This is a genomic window from Tenacibaculum aquaeponti, assembly GCF_052084715.1.
Taxonomy (GTDB): Bacteria; Bacteroidota; Bacteroidia; order Flavobacteriales; family Flavobacteriaceae; genus Polaribacter.
In genome coordinates this window covers 3,768,855-3,786,234 of the sequence record NZ_CP197288.1, presented here as the reverse complement: position 1 = coordinate 3,786,234, position 17,380 = coordinate 3,768,855, and the positions used below count along the sequence as shown (strand labels likewise).

General features: G+C 29.9%; 19 protein-coding genes. 12 read left to right on the top strand and 7 right to left on the bottom strand.

Features of this window, described 5'->3' with window-relative positions:
• Window positions 1-27: 27 nt before the first annotated feature.
• The 3 genes from rocD to ACSIGC_RS17250 form a co-directional block, all read right to left on the bottom strand.
• A complete protein-coding gene (gene rocD / locus ACSIGC_RS17260) occupies window positions 28-1,272 on the bottom strand; it encodes an ornithine--oxo-acid transaminase (RefSeq protein WP_442266014.1) in 1,245 nt (414 codons plus the stop codon).
• A 141-nt stretch (window positions 1,273-1,413) separates the two neighbouring features.
• Window positions 1,414-1,797 (bottom strand): DUF6768 family protein, encoded by a 384-nt coding sequence (locus ACSIGC_RS17255; RefSeq protein ID WP_442266013.1) that lies wholly within the window; start codon window positions 1,795-1,797, stop codon window positions 1,414-1,416.
• A 6-nt stretch (window positions 1,798-1,803) separates the two neighbouring features.
• Window positions 1,804-2,340, bottom strand: a complete 537-nt coding sequence (locus ACSIGC_RS17250) for an RNA polymerase sigma factor (protein WP_442266012.1) — start codon at window positions 2,338-2,340, stop codon at window positions 1,804-1,806.
• A 138-nt stretch (window positions 2,341-2,478) separates the two neighbouring features.
• On the opposite strand from ACSIGC_RS17250, the gene ACSIGC_RS17245 reads away from it, so the two are divergent.
• The 10 genes from ACSIGC_RS17245 (at window position 2,479) to ACSIGC_RS17200 (ending at window position 9,954) form a co-directional block, all read left to right on the top strand.
• Window positions 2,479-2,832: a hypothetical protein gene (locus ACSIGC_RS17245; protein ID WP_442266011.1), complete on the top strand. Its 354-nt coding sequence runs from the start codon at window positions 2,479-2,481 to the stop codon at window positions 2,830-2,832.
• A 123-nt stretch (window positions 2,833-2,955) separates the two neighbouring features.
• The gene (gene rlmD / locus ACSIGC_RS17240) at window positions 2,956-4,407 is read left to right on the top strand and encodes a 23S rRNA (uracil(1939)-C(5))-methyltransferase RlmD (RefSeq protein WP_442266010.1); all 1,452 of its coding nucleotides are present in this window, start codon (window positions 2,956-2,958) and stop codon (window positions 4,405-4,407) included.
• Between the two features lie 6 nt (window positions 4,408-4,413).
• On the top strand, window positions 4,414-4,896 hold the full coding sequence (locus tag ACSIGC_RS17235) for a DUF6452 family protein (RefSeq protein WP_442266009.1): 483 nt from the start codon (window positions 4,414-4,416) through the stop codon (window positions 4,894-4,896).
• The gene (locus ACSIGC_RS17230) at window positions 4,871-5,593 is read left to right on the top strand and encodes a DUF6048 family protein (RefSeq protein ID WP_442266008.1); all 723 of its coding nucleotides are present in this window, start codon (window positions 4,871-4,873) and stop codon (window positions 5,591-5,593) included. The genes ACSIGC_RS17235 and ACSIGC_RS17230 overlap by 26 nt, the downstream gene beginning before the upstream one ends.
• A 61-nt stretch (window positions 5,594-5,654) precedes the next feature.
• Window positions 5,655-6,602 (top strand): isopenicillin N synthase family dioxygenase, encoded by a 948-nt coding sequence (locus ACSIGC_RS17225; protein WP_442266007.1) that lies wholly within the window; start codon window positions 5,655-5,657, stop codon window positions 6,600-6,602.
• Window positions 6,603-6,608: 6 nt separating this feature from the next.
• Window positions 6,609-6,932: a translation initiation factor gene (locus ACSIGC_RS17220; protein ID WP_442266006.1), complete on the top strand. Its 324-nt coding sequence runs from the start codon at window positions 6,609-6,611 to the stop codon at window positions 6,930-6,932.
• Between the two features lie 174 nt (window positions 6,933-7,106).
• The gene (locus ACSIGC_RS17215) at window positions 7,107-8,039 is read left to right on the top strand and encodes a DUF1835 domain-containing protein (RefSeq protein WP_442266005.1); all 933 of its coding nucleotides are present in this window, start codon (window positions 7,107-7,109) and stop codon (window positions 8,037-8,039) included.
• Window positions 8,040-8,046: 7 nt separating this feature from the next.
• The gene (locus tag ACSIGC_RS17210; protein WP_442266004.1) at window positions 8,047-8,916 is read left to right on the top strand and encodes a nucleoside phosphorylase; all 870 of its coding nucleotides are present in this window, start codon (window positions 8,047-8,049) and stop codon (window positions 8,914-8,916) included.
• On the top strand, window positions 8,917-9,771 hold the full coding sequence (locus ACSIGC_RS17205; RefSeq protein ID WP_442266003.1) for a substrate-binding domain-containing protein: 855 nt from the start codon (window positions 8,917-8,919) through the stop codon (window positions 9,769-9,771).
• 24 nt (window positions 9,772-9,795) lie between these two features.
• Window positions 9,796-9,954, top strand: coding sequence for a hypothetical protein (locus ACSIGC_RS17200; RefSeq protein WP_157730221.1), 159 nt, complete (start codon window positions 9,796-9,798; stop codon window positions 9,952-9,954).
• Between the two features lie 396 nt (window positions 9,955-10,350).
• Here ACSIGC_RS17200 and ACSIGC_RS17195 read toward each other — a convergent pair whose 3' ends face one another.
• The gene (locus tag ACSIGC_RS17195; RefSeq protein WP_442266002.1) at window positions 10,351-10,992 is read right to left on the bottom strand and encodes a protein-L-isoaspartate(D-aspartate) O-methyltransferase; all 642 of its coding nucleotides are present in this window, start codon (window positions 10,990-10,992) and stop codon (window positions 10,351-10,353) included.
• 117 nt (window positions 10,993-11,109) lie between these two features.
• Here ACSIGC_RS17195 and ACSIGC_RS17190 point away from each other — a divergent pair, with 117 nt between their 5' ends.
• Window positions 11,110-12,075: a Gfo/Idh/MocA family protein gene (locus tag ACSIGC_RS17190; protein WP_442266001.1), complete on the top strand. Its 966-nt coding sequence runs from the start codon at window positions 11,110-11,112 to the stop codon at window positions 12,073-12,075.
• A 32-nt stretch (window positions 12,076-12,107) separates the two neighbouring features.
• Complete coding sequence (locus ACSIGC_RS17185) at window positions 12,108-12,995, top strand: 3-hydroxybutyryl-CoA dehydrogenase (RefSeq protein WP_299679613.1); 888 nt, start codon at window positions 12,108-12,110, stop codon at window positions 12,993-12,995.
• Window positions 12,996-13,140: 145 nt separating this feature from the next.
• Here the strand turns inward: ACSIGC_RS17185 and ACSIGC_RS17180 are convergent, their stop codons facing one another.
• The 3 genes from ACSIGC_RS17180 to ACSIGC_RS17170 all read right to left on the bottom strand — a co-directional run bounded on the left by ACSIGC_RS17180 (window position 13,141) and on the right by ACSIGC_RS17170 (window position 17,359).
• Complete coding sequence (locus tag ACSIGC_RS17180; RefSeq protein ID WP_442266000.1) at window positions 13,141-13,266, bottom strand: hypothetical protein; 126 nt, start codon at window positions 13,264-13,266, stop codon at window positions 13,141-13,143.
• 190 nt (window positions 13,267-13,456) lie between these two features.
• Window positions 13,457-16,045: a DUF6923 family protein gene (locus ACSIGC_RS17175; protein ID WP_442265999.1), complete on the bottom strand. Its 2,589-nt coding sequence runs from the start codon at window positions 16,043-16,045 to the stop codon at window positions 13,457-13,459.
• A 192-nt stretch (window positions 16,046-16,237) separates the two neighbouring features.
• Entirely contained in the window at window positions 16,238-17,359 is a 1,122-nt protein-coding gene (locus ACSIGC_RS17170) for an efflux RND transporter periplasmic adaptor subunit (protein WP_442265998.1), read from the bottom strand.
• Window positions 17,360-17,380 lie beyond the last annotated feature (21 nt).

Sequence of the window (17,380 nt, the reverse complement as noted above, 5' to 3'; positions counted from 1 at the left end):
TAATGAGGCTTTTTTATACTTTATTTGTTATTTATCAAACTCTAAAATTGTTTTCTTAATAATAGAAATACAATCTCTAAGCTCTTCTTCATTCATTACTAATGGTGGTGCAAAACGAATAATATTTCCGTGAGTTGGCTTTGCTAACAATCCGTTATCTCGTAATCTCATACAGATATTCCACGCAGTTTCACTCTCTTCAGAATCGTTAATTACAATCGCATTTAACAATCCTTTTCCTCTTACTAAAGTAACTAATTCAGTTTCTTTAACTAATTTACCAATTTCTTCTCTAAAGATTTTCCCTAATCGATCTGCATTTTCAGCTAGTTTCTCTTCTTTAACTACATCTAAAGCTGCAATAGCAACTGCTGCTGCGATAGGATTTCCTCCAAAAGTAGAACCGTGGTTTCCAGGACGAATTACATTCATAATTTCGTCATTTGCTAATACTGCAGATACTGGATAAGCTCCTCCACTTAATGCCTTTCCTAAGATTAAGATGTTCGGTTTTACTTCTTCGTGATCTACAGCCAATAATTTCCCTGTTCTAGCAATTCCTGTTTGTACTTCATCTGCAATAAATAACACATTATACTTTTCACATAATGCTTTTGCTGCTGCTAAATACCCTTCAGAAGGAACATAAACTCCAGCTTCACCTTGAATTGGCTCAGCCATAAACCCAGCTACATTTTTATTATTTGCTAGTGCTTCTTCTAAAGCTTGTAAATTATCGTATTCAATTTTGATGAAACCATTTGTAAATGGACCAAAGTTTTTACGAGCAACAGGATCGTTTGAAAATGAAATAATTGTTGTAGTTCTACCGTGGAAATTGTTCTTACATACAATAATTTCGGCTTCATTCTCGTCAATTCCTTTAACTTCGTAAGCCCATTTTCTACAAATTTTTAATGCAGTTTCAACAGCTTCTGCTCCAGTATTCATTGGTAACAACTTGTCAAAACCAAAATACTCTGTAGCATATTTCTCATACTGTCCTAACATATCGTTGTAAAAAGCTCTAGACGTTAATGTTAACGTTTTAGCTTGTTCAACCATTGCATTTACGATTTTCGGATGACAATGTCCTTGATTTACGGCAGAATAAGCAGATAAGAAATCATAATATTTTTTTCCTTCTACATCCCAAACATACACTCCTTCACCTTTACTTAAAACTACTGGTAACGGATGGTAATTATGAGCTCCATACTTGTTTTCTAAATCGATTGCTTGCTGTGACGTTAATTTTTCTAAAACAGCCATTTCTTTAATTTTTTAAAATTTATAAAATAACCATTCCTACTGTACCTTTATTCTTTCGAAGAAGTTCGAAAAAGCAGCGTGGGAGAGAAATCACCCCTAAGAGGTTCGCAAATTAATAAATATTCATCGGCTGATAAAATCTTACTTCAAGCTTTTTGATGCTAATGATAAGATTTGCACTTCTAATCTTTTTATTTCTCTTAATAAAGCATTTTTATCCATTTGCATCCAAGCAAATACTTTCAACATACTTACGCCAAGTAAAAAAATTACTGCTCCCGTAGCCCACTTTATTAACTCTTTAACTTCTGATGCTTCAAAAAATTGAACAAGACAGAATATAAAAAATCCGAAAAAGATTAATGTAACTATATTCATAGCTACTAAAATCCATTTATTTTTCCCTTTAAATAAGCCAAATACCATCTGCCAAATGGTTTGCTCTTCTAGCTCTTGATAAAAAACAGCTTCTTCTTCTGTTAATGTTTCTTTTATTAATTTATCAATATCTTCTGTAAATTTCATAATGTATTATTTTATTGTATTCTTTAATTTTTCTCTTGCATGAAATAATCTAGATTTCACAGTACCTACCGAAACTTTTAATAATTCACTTATTTCAGTTAATGATCTTTCTTCAACGTAAAAAAGACGTATCACTTGCTGATGTGCTATCGTTAATTCTTTTATTGCTTTACTTAATTTATCTTTCTTATCATTTATCGATTCTTGAAATTCTTCTTCTATTTCAACATCTTCTTTATAAAATGTGATATGTTTCGTTTGTCTTTGTTTTTTTCTTAAATAATCTAAAGCTTTCCTTTTTACGATTTGTATTGCCCAACTCTTAAACTTGTTTGCATCCTCTAAAGTCTTCAACTTATTTATTATAACCACCCAACTTTCTTGAGCTATATCTTTTGCTACAACTGAACTATTCACATATGAAAAAGCGATTTTACAAAAAGGTTGATGCCATTTTTTTACCAAAATCATAAGTGCTTTTTTATCTCCTTTTAAATACATTTGAACAAGCTCTTTATCTGTATGTAGAATTTTATTTTTCATAAGTTGTATTCACTTACATGACGTGTAATTTTGCAAAAGGTTCATTTTTTTTTTTTATATTGAAATAATTATGGTGACTTAATTAAAATATAAAGTGTCATAAAAAAAACAATTAATAACAATTAAAAGGTGTTAACTATGAATTTATTAAAAAAAATTACCCCTATTTTTTTTATCTCCTTAATGTTAATTTTACAGAGTTGTTCTAGCTGCGATAACGAAAATCCTACAGCAAGAGTTACTAACCAAGGAACAGATGACGTAAGTGTTCAAGTAAAAACATCAGGAGGAAATACCGAAAACATAAATAATATTGCTTCTGGCCAATCTTCAGTAACTACAAGTTACGCTCCTGGAGAAATTACTTATACAGTAGTTTTAAAAAACGGAACTGAATTAGTAAAAAAAATAGATGTAAATTTTTGTGAAGATTATGTAGTAATAGTGAAAAGCGATAACACAATTGATATCACTTCTACTCCACGAGATTAGAAAAACAATATAAAAAACAATGAAGACCTTTTAAAATTACTTTTAAGAGGTCTTTTTATATTAAATTCGATAATAAACCCATAAGTATTTTCTAATTTTGCAATCTTTAAAATCAATATAAAGATGCCAAGAAGAGAACGTAACAAGTTTGTTAAAAGAGGAGAGATTATTGAAATTCTTATTGAAGATTATGCCTTTGGTGGAAAAGGTATAGGACGTATTCGTAACGAACACGGAGAATTTGTAGTTTTTGTTCCGAATACTTTACCTGGACAAACAGTAAAAGCTAGGGTTACGAAATCTCAGAAGAAATATGCTGAATGTAAATTAATTGATGTTCTAAAAGCTTCTGAAGATGAAATTTCTTCAAATTATCAAGAAGTTCCTGGTGCACCTTATATTCAACTTCCTATAGAAAAACAACACGAGTACAAATACACAAGTACCATGTCTTTATTCAAAAAAATAGGAAAAATTGAAAATATCGAAGATTACTTTGATGAATTTGTGAGTTCACCAAACGTATTTCATTATAGAAATAAAATGGAATATAGTTTTTCTGCTATTGGTTACGATCGTGAACAAAAAACAGATGTAGATGAATTTACATTAGGTTTTAAAAGACGTGGTGTTTGGTGGATGGGTGAAAACCTAGATAAAGATAGCGGACTTTTTGATGCTGACTTTGAAAATAGTTTAAAAACAATACGAACTTTCTGTGAAGAAACAGGTTTAGCACCTTGGCATGGACCAAAAAAAGAAGGTTTTTTCAGATATTTTGTAGTACGAAAATCTTACAAAACAAACGAGTTGTTATGCAATCTTGTTACTACTTCTAAAGATTTAGATAAATTTAGTTTCCCAAAATTTATAGCGCTTTTACAAGAATTGTTTGGTGAGCGTTTAGCTGGTTTATTACATACTATAAATGATGAAACCGGAGATAGAACAATTGCTACTTCTGGAAGTATTGATTTAGTATATGGTAAAGATAAAATCGTAGAGGAATTACTTGGATTGAACTTTGAAATAAGTATGAAAAGTTTTTTTCAAACAAATCCGAAGTCTGCTGAAAAATTATATAACAAAGTAGTAGATTATGCCTTAGAGAATAAAGAAGCTGTTGATAATACAATTGTTATGGATTTATTCTGTGGAACAGGAACTATCGGACAGATTTTAGCTTCTCGTAGTGAAAATGCAAAAATTGTTGGTGTTGATATTGTCGCTTCTGCTATTGAAGATGCTAGAGAAAATGCCAAACGAAATAATATTGAAGGTGTTGAATTCTATGCTGCCGATGTAGGAAAGTTTTTATTAGAACAACCTCAATTCAAAAATAAAATCAAGACTATTATTTTAGATCCTGCTCGTGCTGGTATAGCTCCTAAAACACTTAAAAAAATCATAAATCTAAACGCAGATAGAATGGTTTATGTATCTTGTAACCCAGCTACTCAAGCAAGAGATACAGAGCAATTACAGGAAGCAGGTTATACTATTAAGAAAATAAGTTTAGTAGATCAATTTCCACATACAGCTCATATCGAAACTGTAGTTTTATTTGAAAAATAATAGTTTATGAGATTTCTAAAATATGCTATCATTTTATTTGTAGCAGCAATTTGTTTTTTATCGTGTGAGAAAGATGATTTTTGCACGCAAAACCCTGTAACCCCTAATCTTATTTTGCGTTTTTACGATAATACTACTTTAACGGAATTTAAAGAAGTAAAACGTTTTACTATGTCTACTGGAGGAATTACTTTATTTTCAGATATAGCAACAGATTCTATAGCCATACCTTTAAATACAATAGCGGAAGAAACTGTTTTTACTTTAACAAGAAATGAAACTAATAATGTAGATAATACTGGAGATGAAACAGCCACTTTAACCGTAAAATATACTCCAGAAAATGAATATGTTTCTAGATCTTGTGGTTTTAGAGTAATTTTTAATAATGTTACCTTCGAAGCAACTGGTTGGATAGATCGTTTATCTGTAACTGAATTAGAATCAATAAAAAATCAAGCGAATGCGCACGTTAACATTTTCCATTAAGGTATTCATTTTCTTATTTGCAGTTAACTTACAAGCTCAAAAAGCTTCAAAAAAAGAAACTCCAAAAGATAGTGTAGTTTATAAAACGGGATACGGTTTACGTTTAGGAATAGATTTAAGTAAACCTGGATTAAGTTTTATTGATAAAAGCTATACTGGTTTTGAAATTGTTGGTGATTATAGAGTTTCTAAAAATTGGTATGTTGCTGCTGAAATTGGTCATGAAGAAGAAATTACATTTGAAGATTTTACAACCTCTACTTCAAAAGGAAATTATATTCGTTTAGGCGCTAACTTAAACACCTATAATAATTGGTTAGATATGAATAACGAAGTATATGTTGGTGGTAGATATGGCTTAGCTATATTTGAACATACTTTAAATGAATTTACTCCTAATATTTCTACTGGAAGTACAGATACACCAATAATATTTCCTAATCAACCTATCACAACACCAGTAAGTGAATCTGGACTAACAGCTCATTGGTTCGAATTTCAAATCGGTATAAAGGTCGAAACTTTCAAAAACTTGTTTGTCGGTTTTCATGGATCATACAAAATTGGTTTAAGTATCGATGATCAAAAAAACTTTAAAACCTTATACGCACCAGGTTTTAATAGAGTATTTGAAAGTAATACTGGATTTGGTTTTAATTACACAATTTCTTATTTAATCCCTTTTGTTAATAAATAATTTTAAAGCGTACCCGCTATTTTAGTACCTTTACAAAAAGTATTAAACAAACTTATTAACAATGGACAGAATACCTAGCGTTGATCTAAGAGACTTTTTATCTGAAGATGAAAGTAGAAAACAAAAATTTATAAAGGAAATTGGAAATGCATATGAAACAATAGGTTTTGTTGCGTTGAAAGGTCACTTTTTAGATGATGCTTTAGTTGACAACTTATATGCACAAATCAAAAAGTTTTTTGATTTGCCTGTCGACACAAAACAGAAGTATGAAATACCTGGTATTGGAGGACAACGTGGTTACGTTTCTTTTGGTAAAGAAAGTGCTAAAGGTAAAAAAGAAGGAGACTTAAAAGAGTTTTGGCACTTTGGGCAATATGTAGAGAACAATCCTGCTTTAGAAGAAGAGTACCCAAAAAATGTAATTGTTGAAGAATTACCTGAATTTAATGAGATTGGAAAACAAACTTATAAAATGTTAGAAAAAACAGCTAAATACGTTTTACGATCTTTAGCCTTGTTTTTAAACTTAGATGAAGAATACTTCGACAATTATATATTGAATGGTAATAGTATTTTAAGACCTATTCACTATCCTCCTATTCATGAAGAACCAAAAGGAGCTGTTAGAGCTGCTGCACATGGCGATATTAACTTAATTACACTTTTAATGGGAGCTCATGGTAAAGGATTACAAGTTCAAAACCATGATGGAGAATGGATTGATGCAATTGCACAACCCGATGAATTAATGATTAATGTTGGAGACATGTTATCTAGACATAGTAACAACAAATTAAAATCTACAATACATAGAGTAGTTAACCCACCTAAAGAGCTTTGGGGAACATCGAGATATTCTATTCCATTTTTTATGCACCCTGTTTCTGAAATGAAATTAAATGTTTTAGAAAACTGTATCGACGAAAACAACCCTAAACAATTTGAAGATATTACTGCTGGAGAATTCTTAAATGAACGTTTACGTGAATTAGGATTAATAAAATAACAGGTAATGGACCTACAAGATCAATTAAAAAATCTTTTTCCAGATCATAAATTCGAAGAACCAAAACAGGAAGAAAAACCAGATGTTTGGTTACAAGATGAACCTTTACTTTGCAAGTATGAAAAACGTAAAGGTAAGCCTATTACAATTATAGATGGTTACAATGGAGCTACTGAGGACTTTAAAAAATTAGCTAAAGAAATTAAAACTAAATTTTCTGTTGGTGGTAGCTTTAAAGATGACAAAATTATAATTCAAGGTGATTATCGTGATAAAATTATGGAACTGTTAAAAGAAAAAGGCTTTAATGTTAAAAGAGTTGGTGGTTAATACTTTTAAAAGTATTAACCATTTTTATTAAAACGCCTTTAATCAATTAAATAAAAATCACTTTTTTAACAAAAAAAACAATAAATACTTAAAAATTAAACCAAAACTAAATAATATTCTCAGAATATTATTTTTTTTATTAATATTGGAGTGCATTTTTTTAAGTCCCTATTAATGAGCACTTTTTTACATATAACTAACGGTGATGTTACTACTCAAATTTTAAAAAATTTAAAAATAGAGGGTGAAATCATTACTTGGAGAGAGATGTTGTGTGAAGGAAAAACTACTACAGATGTAGGTAGTGAAGATTTTTGGAAAATTCGTTACGATTTTTTAAGTTCTGCTTATAAAGTAACCAAAAAAACTTTTATAGATTTTACTTTAAAGGAATATAGAAATCTTTGCAAACAAAATCAAGATGAAATTGTATTATGGTTCGATCATGATCTATTTTGTCAAGTTAATTTAGTTGCAGTAGTTAGTTGGCTTAAGAAATATAGAAAAGGCAGAAAAATTACTTTAGTCCAAACTAATATTAGCGATCAATCTCAAAGTAGATATGGTTTTTCTGGAATTTCTAAAGATGAATTAACAGTATTATATAATAATAGAGTAACATTATCACAAGACGATATTGAATATGCCGACTACATTTGGCAATTGTATTGTTCCGATAGTCCTTTACGATTAGAAACAGTTCATAAATTCAATCCTTCTTCTCCATTTATCTACTTAACAGATGCTATAAATGCTCATCTAAGACGTTTTCCTTCTTTAGAAAACGGACTAAACAAAATAGAGAATACAATTTTACATACGGTTAACACTTCAAACTTAAAGAACGAGAATGATTTAATACGCTCTTTATTAACTAATCAAAAAGTTTATGGCTTTGGAGATGTTCAATATTCTAACAAAATAAAAGAATTAAAAACACTTTTTTCTTCACTAAATCCTGTAAAGCTTAGTGAGTCTGGAATTAAAGTGCTTCATAATCAATTAAATTACTATAGAGAATTACGTTCTGATTTTTCGTATCTTGGCGGGGCTAAAAAATACAGTTATTTGTATGTAAACGCTACAGACAAGTTACTGAAATTATAACATCTTAATGAAGATTAAAAATTCTGAACTAATTTTAAATAGTGATGGTAGTATTTACCATTTAAACTTAAGACCTGAACATATTTCAACAGATATTATATTTGTTGGAGATCAATATAGAGTAGAAAAAGTGACAAAACACTTCGATTCAATCGAGTTTTCTACTCAAAAAAGAGAATTTAAAACAACAACTGGAATTTATAAAGGAAAACGAATTTCAGTCGTTTCAACAGGTATTGGCCCAGATAATATTGATATTGTTTTAAACGAACTAGACGCCTTAGTTAATATTGATTTTGAAACTCGAGAAATCAAAAAAAATCACACTCAATTAAATATTACTCGTATTGGAACTTCTGGTTCTTTACAAGACGATATTCCTGTAGATAGCTTTTTACTAAGTAGTCATGCTATAGATTTAAACGGTATGTTACAAGCTTATGACTTAAAAGATATCGCACATCCAGATATTGAAGAAGCATTTGTAAAACAAACCGATTGGTCGGAAAGAAAGGCATATCCTGTTGTAATTGCTAATTCTGAAGAGCTCGCTAATAAATTAAGTTCTGAAAAAACTCATCAAGGAATTACAGCTACTGCTGGTGGTTTTTACGGACCTCAAGGAAGAGTTTTACGATTACAACTTCAAGATCCTGAACAAAATTCTAAAATTGATAATTTTTCATATCAAAACCATAGAATTACAAACTTAGAAATGGAAACTTCAGCTATTTATGGACTTTCAAAATTATTAGGTCATAATGCATGTTCTATGAATGCTATCTTAGCAAATAGAGCAAATGGAACTTTTAGTGAAAACCCAAGTGTAGTTGTAGAAAAATTAATTTTATATACCCTAGATAAATTAGTTGAATAAATGTTGAATTTAAAAGTTGGTGGTGTTCCAGAACACTTTAATTACCCATGGTACATCACTCTAAAAAATAAAGAATACACTAAGCAAAACATCAATTTACGTTGGCAAGATTTCCCAGGTGGAACTGGAGCAATGTGTAAAGCTTTACGCGAAAAAAAAATTGATATTGCAATTGTTTTAACTGAAGGAATTATTAAAGATATTATCAATGGTAATCCTTCAAAAATTATTCAAACCTTTGTAAAAAGTCCTTTAATCTGGGGAATTCACGTAGGAGCTAAATCTAAATTTCAATCTATTGATGACTTAGAAAACGCAACTGTAGCTATTAGTAGATATGGTTCTGGCTCTCACCTAATGGCTATTGTAAACGCTTATAATAATGGATGGGATATTGATAAACTGAAGTTTAAAGTTGTTAAAAATTTACAAGGAGGAATTGATGCTTTAACTGATGGAGAAGCCGATTATTTTATGTGGGAACATTTTACAACAAAACCTTTAGTAGATAATGGTACTTTTAGAAGAGTTGGTGACTGCCCTACTCCATGGCCTTGCTTTGTTGTTGCTATTCGAGAAGAAATATTAGAAAATCATCCTGAAGAAGTAAAAACAGTATTAGATATTATTAATAATTGTACTTCAGATTTCAAATCTATTGAAAACATAGATGAAACACTTTCTATACGATATGAACAACAATTAGAAGACATCCAAAAATGGTTATCTATTACCGAATGGAATGATGGAAAACCAATGTCTGAAAATTTATTAACCAGTATTCAAAATAAGATGGTAACATTTAACGTTATTGAAGAGAAAATTGATTCTGGTAAATTGATTAAAATTTTATAAATTAGCATTTCTAAAAGTAAAAAAATGAAAAGAGTAGTATTTATTGCAATTTGTGTAGTTGGTTTATTAGGATTAACATCTTGTGGAAGCACAGCTCCTTGTGGCTTATCACAAACAAAAACTAAGCAAACTCAACAAAACTATCAACAAGAAGTTGTTGTTGCAGATGCAACAGCAGAATAAGTTGATTGTTCTTTTTTCAAATTCAATAAATCCGCTTCTTTAGCGGATTTTTTTTATTACAAAATTTACCAGAATTAAAAATAAATACGAATATGGTTTAGATTGTGGAACTGGAGCTGGTTCTTTTTCTATTAATCTATATGAAAGTTTTTCTTCTAAAGTACCTCATAAACAACTTTTAGTTCCATATTATTTAGGGGCTTACCATCAAAATGATACTAGTGGAGACACAATAAATGATTTAATTTATAATATGCTCAACTATATTTGCCTGTATTTTCTTATGATAGAAAGGACTTCATCTTATATTAAATCAAATTATATTAATCTATCTTACAAAGACATAATTAATCTTATGATCCAAGAAAAAAGTCGAGTTTTTAAACAAGTTTATGATTAATTCTTCTTCTGTAGCATCGGTACAAACTTGAAATCACCAAGTTCATGTTTTTCAAATTCTTTAAGAGATTTACGGATTAACAAAGTCATAATTTGAGTTCCTTCACCTACAGGAATTAACAACTTTCCTCCTACTTTTAATTGTCCTAATAAAGGTTTAGGAATAAAAGGTGCTCCAGCCGTGACTATAATTTTATCAAACGGTGCTTGTTCTGGCAAACCTTTGTAACCATCTCCAAAAATGAAACGTTTCGGCTTATAACCAATTTTAGGCAAAAACAAAGATGTTCTCTTAAATAATTCATGTTGTCTTTCTATGGTATAAACCTCTGCTTTTAACTCTAATAACACAGCTGTTTGATAACCAGAACCTGTACCAATTTCTAATACTTTTTCACCTTCTTTAATTTCCAATACCTGTGATTGAAATGCTACTGTATATGGATGAGAAATAGTTTGGTTCGCTGCTATTGGAAAAGCCTTATCTTGATAGGCATGATCTTCGAAACTACTATCGATAAATAGGTGACGTGGAATTTTTCTAACAGCATTTAATACTTTTTCATCTACTATTCCTTTTTTGTTTAACACAGTAGCTAATTGATTTCTAAGTCCTTGATGTTTGGTAGTATCTCTCACAACATGTAAATTTTCAGCAGGCTAAAAGTAGCAATAAATACCAAAAAAAGTCTATAAAAGTGTATCTTTGTTAACACTGATTTGTAAATCAGTTCAATAAAAATAAATCTGAAATTTATGCTAAAAGCTGGAGTTTTAGGTGCAGGTCATTTAGGAAAAATTCACCTACGCCTTTTACAAGAATCTGATAAATACGAACTCGTTGGATTTTACGATCCTAACAAAGAAAATGCAGATAAAGTAGTTACTGAATACGGCTACAAATATTTTGACACTGTAGAAAGCTTAATCGATGCAGTTGATGTTGTCGATATTGTAACTCCCACACTTTCTCATTTCGATTGTGCAAAACAAGCTATAGAGAAAGGAAAACACATTTTTATTGAAAAACCTATCACAAATACCATACAAGAAGCAGAAGCAATTCGAACTTTAGCAAGTCAGAATCATGTACGCGGGCAAGTAGGACATGTAGAACGTTTTAATCCTGCTTTTACTGCAGTAAAAGACATCATCGAAAATCCTATGTTTATTGAAACTCATCGATTAGCCGAATTTAATCCTAGAGGAACAGATGTTCCTGTAGTATTAGATTTAATGATTCATGACATTGATATTATTCTTTCTGTAGTAAAATCTAAAGTAAAAAATATTTCCGCAAGTGGTGTTTCTGTTATTTCTGAAACTCCAGATATCGCAAACGCCAGAATAGAATTTGAAAATGGTTGTGTTGCCAATTTAACTTCGAGTAGAATTTCAATGAAGAATATGAGAAAAACGCGCTTTTTTCAAAAAGATGCTTACATTTCTGTCGACTTTTTAGAAAAGAAATCTGAAGTAGTTAAAATGAAAGACGCGCCTGAAATACCAGATGATTTTGCTATGATTTTGCAAAATGCTGAAGGAATAAAAAAACAAATCTATTTTGAAAACCCAAAGATAGAATCAAACAATGCGATTTTAGATGAGTTGAATTCGTTTGCAGATGCAATTCACAATAAAACTACTCCGATCGTTTCCTTAACTCAAGGAACAGAAGCTTTACGAGTGGCACATCAAATTATCGATTGTTTTTCAAAATAATAATCCAAAACAACACTAAAATTAAATCTTACATGAAAAATATTGCAGTAATTGGTGCAGGTACTATGGGAAATGGAATTGCCCACACATTTGCTCAATTTGGTTACAATGTTCAATTAATAGACATATCTCAAGCAGCTTTAGACAAAGGTTTAGCTACGATTTCTAAAAACTTAGATCGTATGGTAGCTAAAGAAAAAATATCTGCTCAAGATAAAGAAGATACTTTAAGCAACATTACCACTCATACATCTATTAAAGAAGGTGTACAATCGGTTGGTTTAGTTGTTGAAGCTGCTACTGAAAACATCGATTTAAAATTAAAAATTTTTAAAGATTTAGATGAGGTTTGTGGGGAAGATACTATTCTTGCAACAAACACTTCTTCTATCTCAATTACACAAATCGCTGCCGCTACAAACAGACCAGAAAAAGTAATAGGAATGCATTTTATGAATCCTGTTCCTATTATGAAGTTAGTAGAAATTATTAGAGGATATAATACTTCTGATGAAGTAAACAACACTATAGTAGAACTTACTGAAAAGATAAAAAAAGTTCCTGTAGAAGTAAATGATTATCCAGGTTTTGTGGCTAATAGAATTTTAATGCCAATGATTAATGAATCTATTGAAACTTTATACAATGGAGTTGCTGGTGTTAAAGAAATAGATACCGTAATGAAATTAGGTATGGCACATCCAATGGGACCATTACAATTAGCTGATTTTATTGGTTTAGATGTATGTTTATCTATTTTAAACGTAATGTATGATGGATTTAAAAATCCAAAATACGCACCATGTCCATTATTAGTAAATATGGTAACTGCTGGTAAATTAGGAGTAAAATCTGGAGAAGGTTTTTATGACTATAGCGAAAGTAGAAAAGCTGAAAACGTTGCTAAAATGTTTCAATAAACTTTTAGTTTTAATTATACAAATGAAAAAGGAACTCTAAAATAAGAGTTCCTTTTTTTTGTTGGGGAATTACATGTTCTTTAGATGCAATAAGGGGAAAACATTTAAATGTGATAATTGGGGATTATACGAACATTTGTAGTTTTTATTTATTAAAAGGGTATTTATTTTCATTTGAATAAACTGGAATCTTTTGTACACTCATTTTTGATGTATTCTCTGCTGTAAATAATCTAACTAATATTTCATTTAACATTTGAAAAACTCTCATAATTTTGTTTTTTTTGGGATTCTTACTTACTTCTTACACTGGCTAAATTACAAAAGCTTTAAGGTTGATAAATTAGTTTTTAGACTTTTAGTAGCTATTTAATCGATAAGTGGTATTAATCACTCGTTAAACCAAATTAAGATAATTATCTTGTTTATAAACGTAAAACAATAAAGCTACCTTACTTATTTTATTTAAAAATTAATTTACCATTCATCTCTCTTTCTTTAGAACTGATTCTATAAAAATAAATACCAGAAGCTAATTGATTTCTATTAAAGAATATTGTGTTACTTCCAACTTTAGCTATAATTTTTTCTTTGTGAACTTGCTTTCCTAAAACATTAAATATTTCAAAACTATAGTCGTTGGTATTTACTGAATTAAAAGTGAATATTGTACTTTCTATAACTGGATTAGGACTTACTTTTGCAGTTTCTAACTGAGATTCATTTTTTACAGAAGCGGTTGCTTGTTTAGAGAACTTGAAATTGGCAAGCTCTAAACTCTTATCAACCATACTACCATCTTCAGCTACTAAAGTTATAAATAACATCTTTACATCATTCAAATTTACTTCACCGCTTAAATTAGAAACAATATCTCCTTTAAACAATACATAGTTCTTTAAATGCTCCGTTAGATTAACCGTTATATATGGTTGATCTTCCCAATTTGCTATACTCTCTTTAACAAAAAGTATTTTCATTTTTCCAACTCCTTTGGCATCAAAAGAAATTTGATCGAATTCAGATAAATTAACCCCTTCAAATTTTGGTGTTAAAGATCTATAAATAGAAACATCTTGGTTTGTTGTTGCTGTAAGGTTAATATTTCTTTCAATTTTATATACATTTTCTTCTTCAGATTCATTATTTACAATTACGTTAAATGTATTTATAAAAGTCTGAGAACTATTATCTATTCCCCAAGTACCATCTGAAAGAAATAAATCATCGGGTGTTAAATCGTACTGATTACGAAGTCTGAAACCAAAGTCATAAATATTTCCAATATCTAAAGTTACATTATTAATATAACCAGTTAAATCAACATTAAAAGTTACTGACTCGCTTGCTGCTGTTTCGGTTACTCTTTTATTACCTTCAATTATAATTGTTGATGGTTTTAAATTATTGATAATTTCTAAATCGATCTTACCTCCTCTTTTATATGCTGCTTTTTTTATAAATACAGGAGGTGCCTCTGAACTTCTGTACTCACTAATTGGTTTTTGAACCTCTAGAAGATTCAATACTTCTTGAGAAAGGTTATATAAATCATCTATAGAACTAGCCCAAACTTGAAAATTATAATACCCTTTATCTTCATATTTATCTAAATTCCAATGAGATTCAACTATAAAAGAAGTATTATCATCTGACTCTCTAACAGAAAAACTAGCAACAAACTCAACAGAACCATCTGGTTGTTTTACTCTAGATTTAATAAAAAGACCATCATTTATTTCCATATTTGATACCGATAATAACTCAGCACCTGTAAAACGATCACAAATATGCTTTGTATGTTCATACACTTTATTTTCTGTCTTTAATAATAATAAAGTACCATATCCTTTGTTATCTCTTATATAATCAACTGAAACTATATCTGTTGCATTAGTAATATCTACCAAATCATCTGGAGAACTTTCCACCGCTGTTGTTCCAGATATAACATCCATTGGAACTAAATCCCAAAGTGATATATTTTGATTATTTGATCTTCTAGCATAAAAACTATTTTTTTCAATCTTCCTAGCTTTTGCTACATCAAAAGTATAATTAGCTTTTATCCTATTAATATTTCTTTTATTAATTTGAATTGATAAGCGATTATTACTTTCTAAACCTCCTCCATTACCGCTTGATGTCGGAGAAATAGTTGGACAGCTTGCAACACCAGAACAAGAAGGATCATCACAATCTACCAATCCGTCTCCGTCGTCATCTAATCCATTACTACAATCTTCTTGGGGAACTGGAGCTGTAGGACATCTTGCACCATCATTACTATTACTAGACGGCCCAAATGCAAACAAATTAGAATTCATATCGAGACTACTAGTAACATTTTGAACTTCTTTTATAATATAAACAGTACCCGTTTGATTTGCTGAAACATAAAAATTCCCATCAACATCAAAATATACAGCTCCATATGTATAACTTAAACCTGATAAAATTGGAACTTCTCCTAATGTTTCTACTACATTTGTATTTGTATCAATTCTGTATAAATTATTCGTATTCTTTTCAACAGTATATAATTTTCCATCAACTGCATTAAAAGCCCAATCATGAACATTTATGGACTTACTAATTGTTTGGGTTCCTAATTTAGTTAAATATGTAGGAGAACTTGGATCTAAATCTATTGTGTAATAAGAATTACTAGAATTTCTTAAATAGTATATCCCGTTTTGGTTTACATCACCAACATAAGAATAAGAAGCTCCGGGTATTAAAAAAGTAGTTGTACTATAATCTTTTCCTACTCTAATAATCGTATTATCTGGAAATCGTAAAGATCCCCATATATACCCATCCTTTTCATTATATCCTACAGCATTAATATTATCTAACGCTAAATCTATTCCATCTAATGAAGAACTACCAGAAGCTAAATTTACAGTATAAACATCGTTTGTTTGAAATAAATATGCTTCAGTTACACAGTTAAAAGGCTCATTAATTTGCGTAAAAGTATTTTGATGAAATAAAACTATTAATATTAAAATTAATTTTTTAGTGATTATTGGGGAAAAATTCTTCATGACAAAGTAGTTTATTGGGGGTTAACAATAATGTTTACAGCAATTTACAACTTTAACATTCCTTTTGTAAAGGAAAAATACTGTTTTGCACTTTATACACGTTCAAATACACAAATAATCAGACAAACTTCATTATAAACAACAAAAGGAGCTATTTAATAGCTCCTTTTGTTGTTTATCTATAATAATTTATTAATTATCCTTTTCTTTGTCTTTTTTATCTTTAGATGCTTTATTCCATATTTTTATTTCATCTGCTGAAGTAACACCAGATTTCACCTCAATATTTACACCATCTGAAATACCTAACTCTAATTCTTTCTTTTCAAACTTTCCATCTTCCTTCTTAATTTCAACATAAGGTTTTTCTGTTTTTTTATCAAAACGTAATAAAGCCTCTTTTATAGCTAAAACACTATCTTTTTTCTCTAAAACAATATCTGCATTAGCAGAATATCCGGCTCTTATAAAGTTACTATCATCTAAAGTAACATCTGCTTTAATTTTAAACTGAACTGCTCCTGCTTCTTCTGTTCCTTTAGGTGCTATGAAATTCAATTCAGCTGGAAACTTTTTATTTTCAATGGCTCCGAGAGACACTTGAAGCTTTGTTCCTCTTACTAGCTTTCCAACTTCAGATTCATCTACTTTTCCTTCGAAAATCATTTTATTCATATCAGCGATAGTCGCAATTGTAGTTCCTGCATTAAAACTATTACTTTGAATTACTTGATATCCTTTTTTAACTGGTATTTCAACAATCATTCCTGAAGAAGTTGCTCTAATATTTGTATTTGCAGCACTTCCTAATCCAGCTGTAGTACCTCTTTTAATAATATCCATATTAGATTTTGCATTCGATAAACGTTGCTTTGCATTATTGAACGACAACTCCGAATTTTCAAATTCTTGCCTAGAAATCACCCCTTTTTCAAAAAGGCTTCTATTACGATCAAATTGTGTTTTGGCATTTTCGTATGACAATTGTGCATTTTTTATTTCGTTATTTGCTGAATTTAATGCTTCAACATTTGGTACCACTCTCACAGTTGCTATTAAATCTCCTGCTTTAACTATTTGACCTTCTTCTACTAAAACTCGATCTACGATTCCTGCAATTTGAGGCTTAATTTCAACTTCTTCTAATGGTATAACCTTACCTGTTGCTACTGTTTTTTTAACGATACTAGTTTTAAACGGTTTCTCGGTTTCATACTCAACCACGTTCTTCTTGTTCTTTTTCGCAAACCAGATTAAAACGGCTGCAAACAGAATTGCTACAATTATTAATATAATTTTGGCTCTTTTACTCATTTTATTTGTTTATAAAGTCTG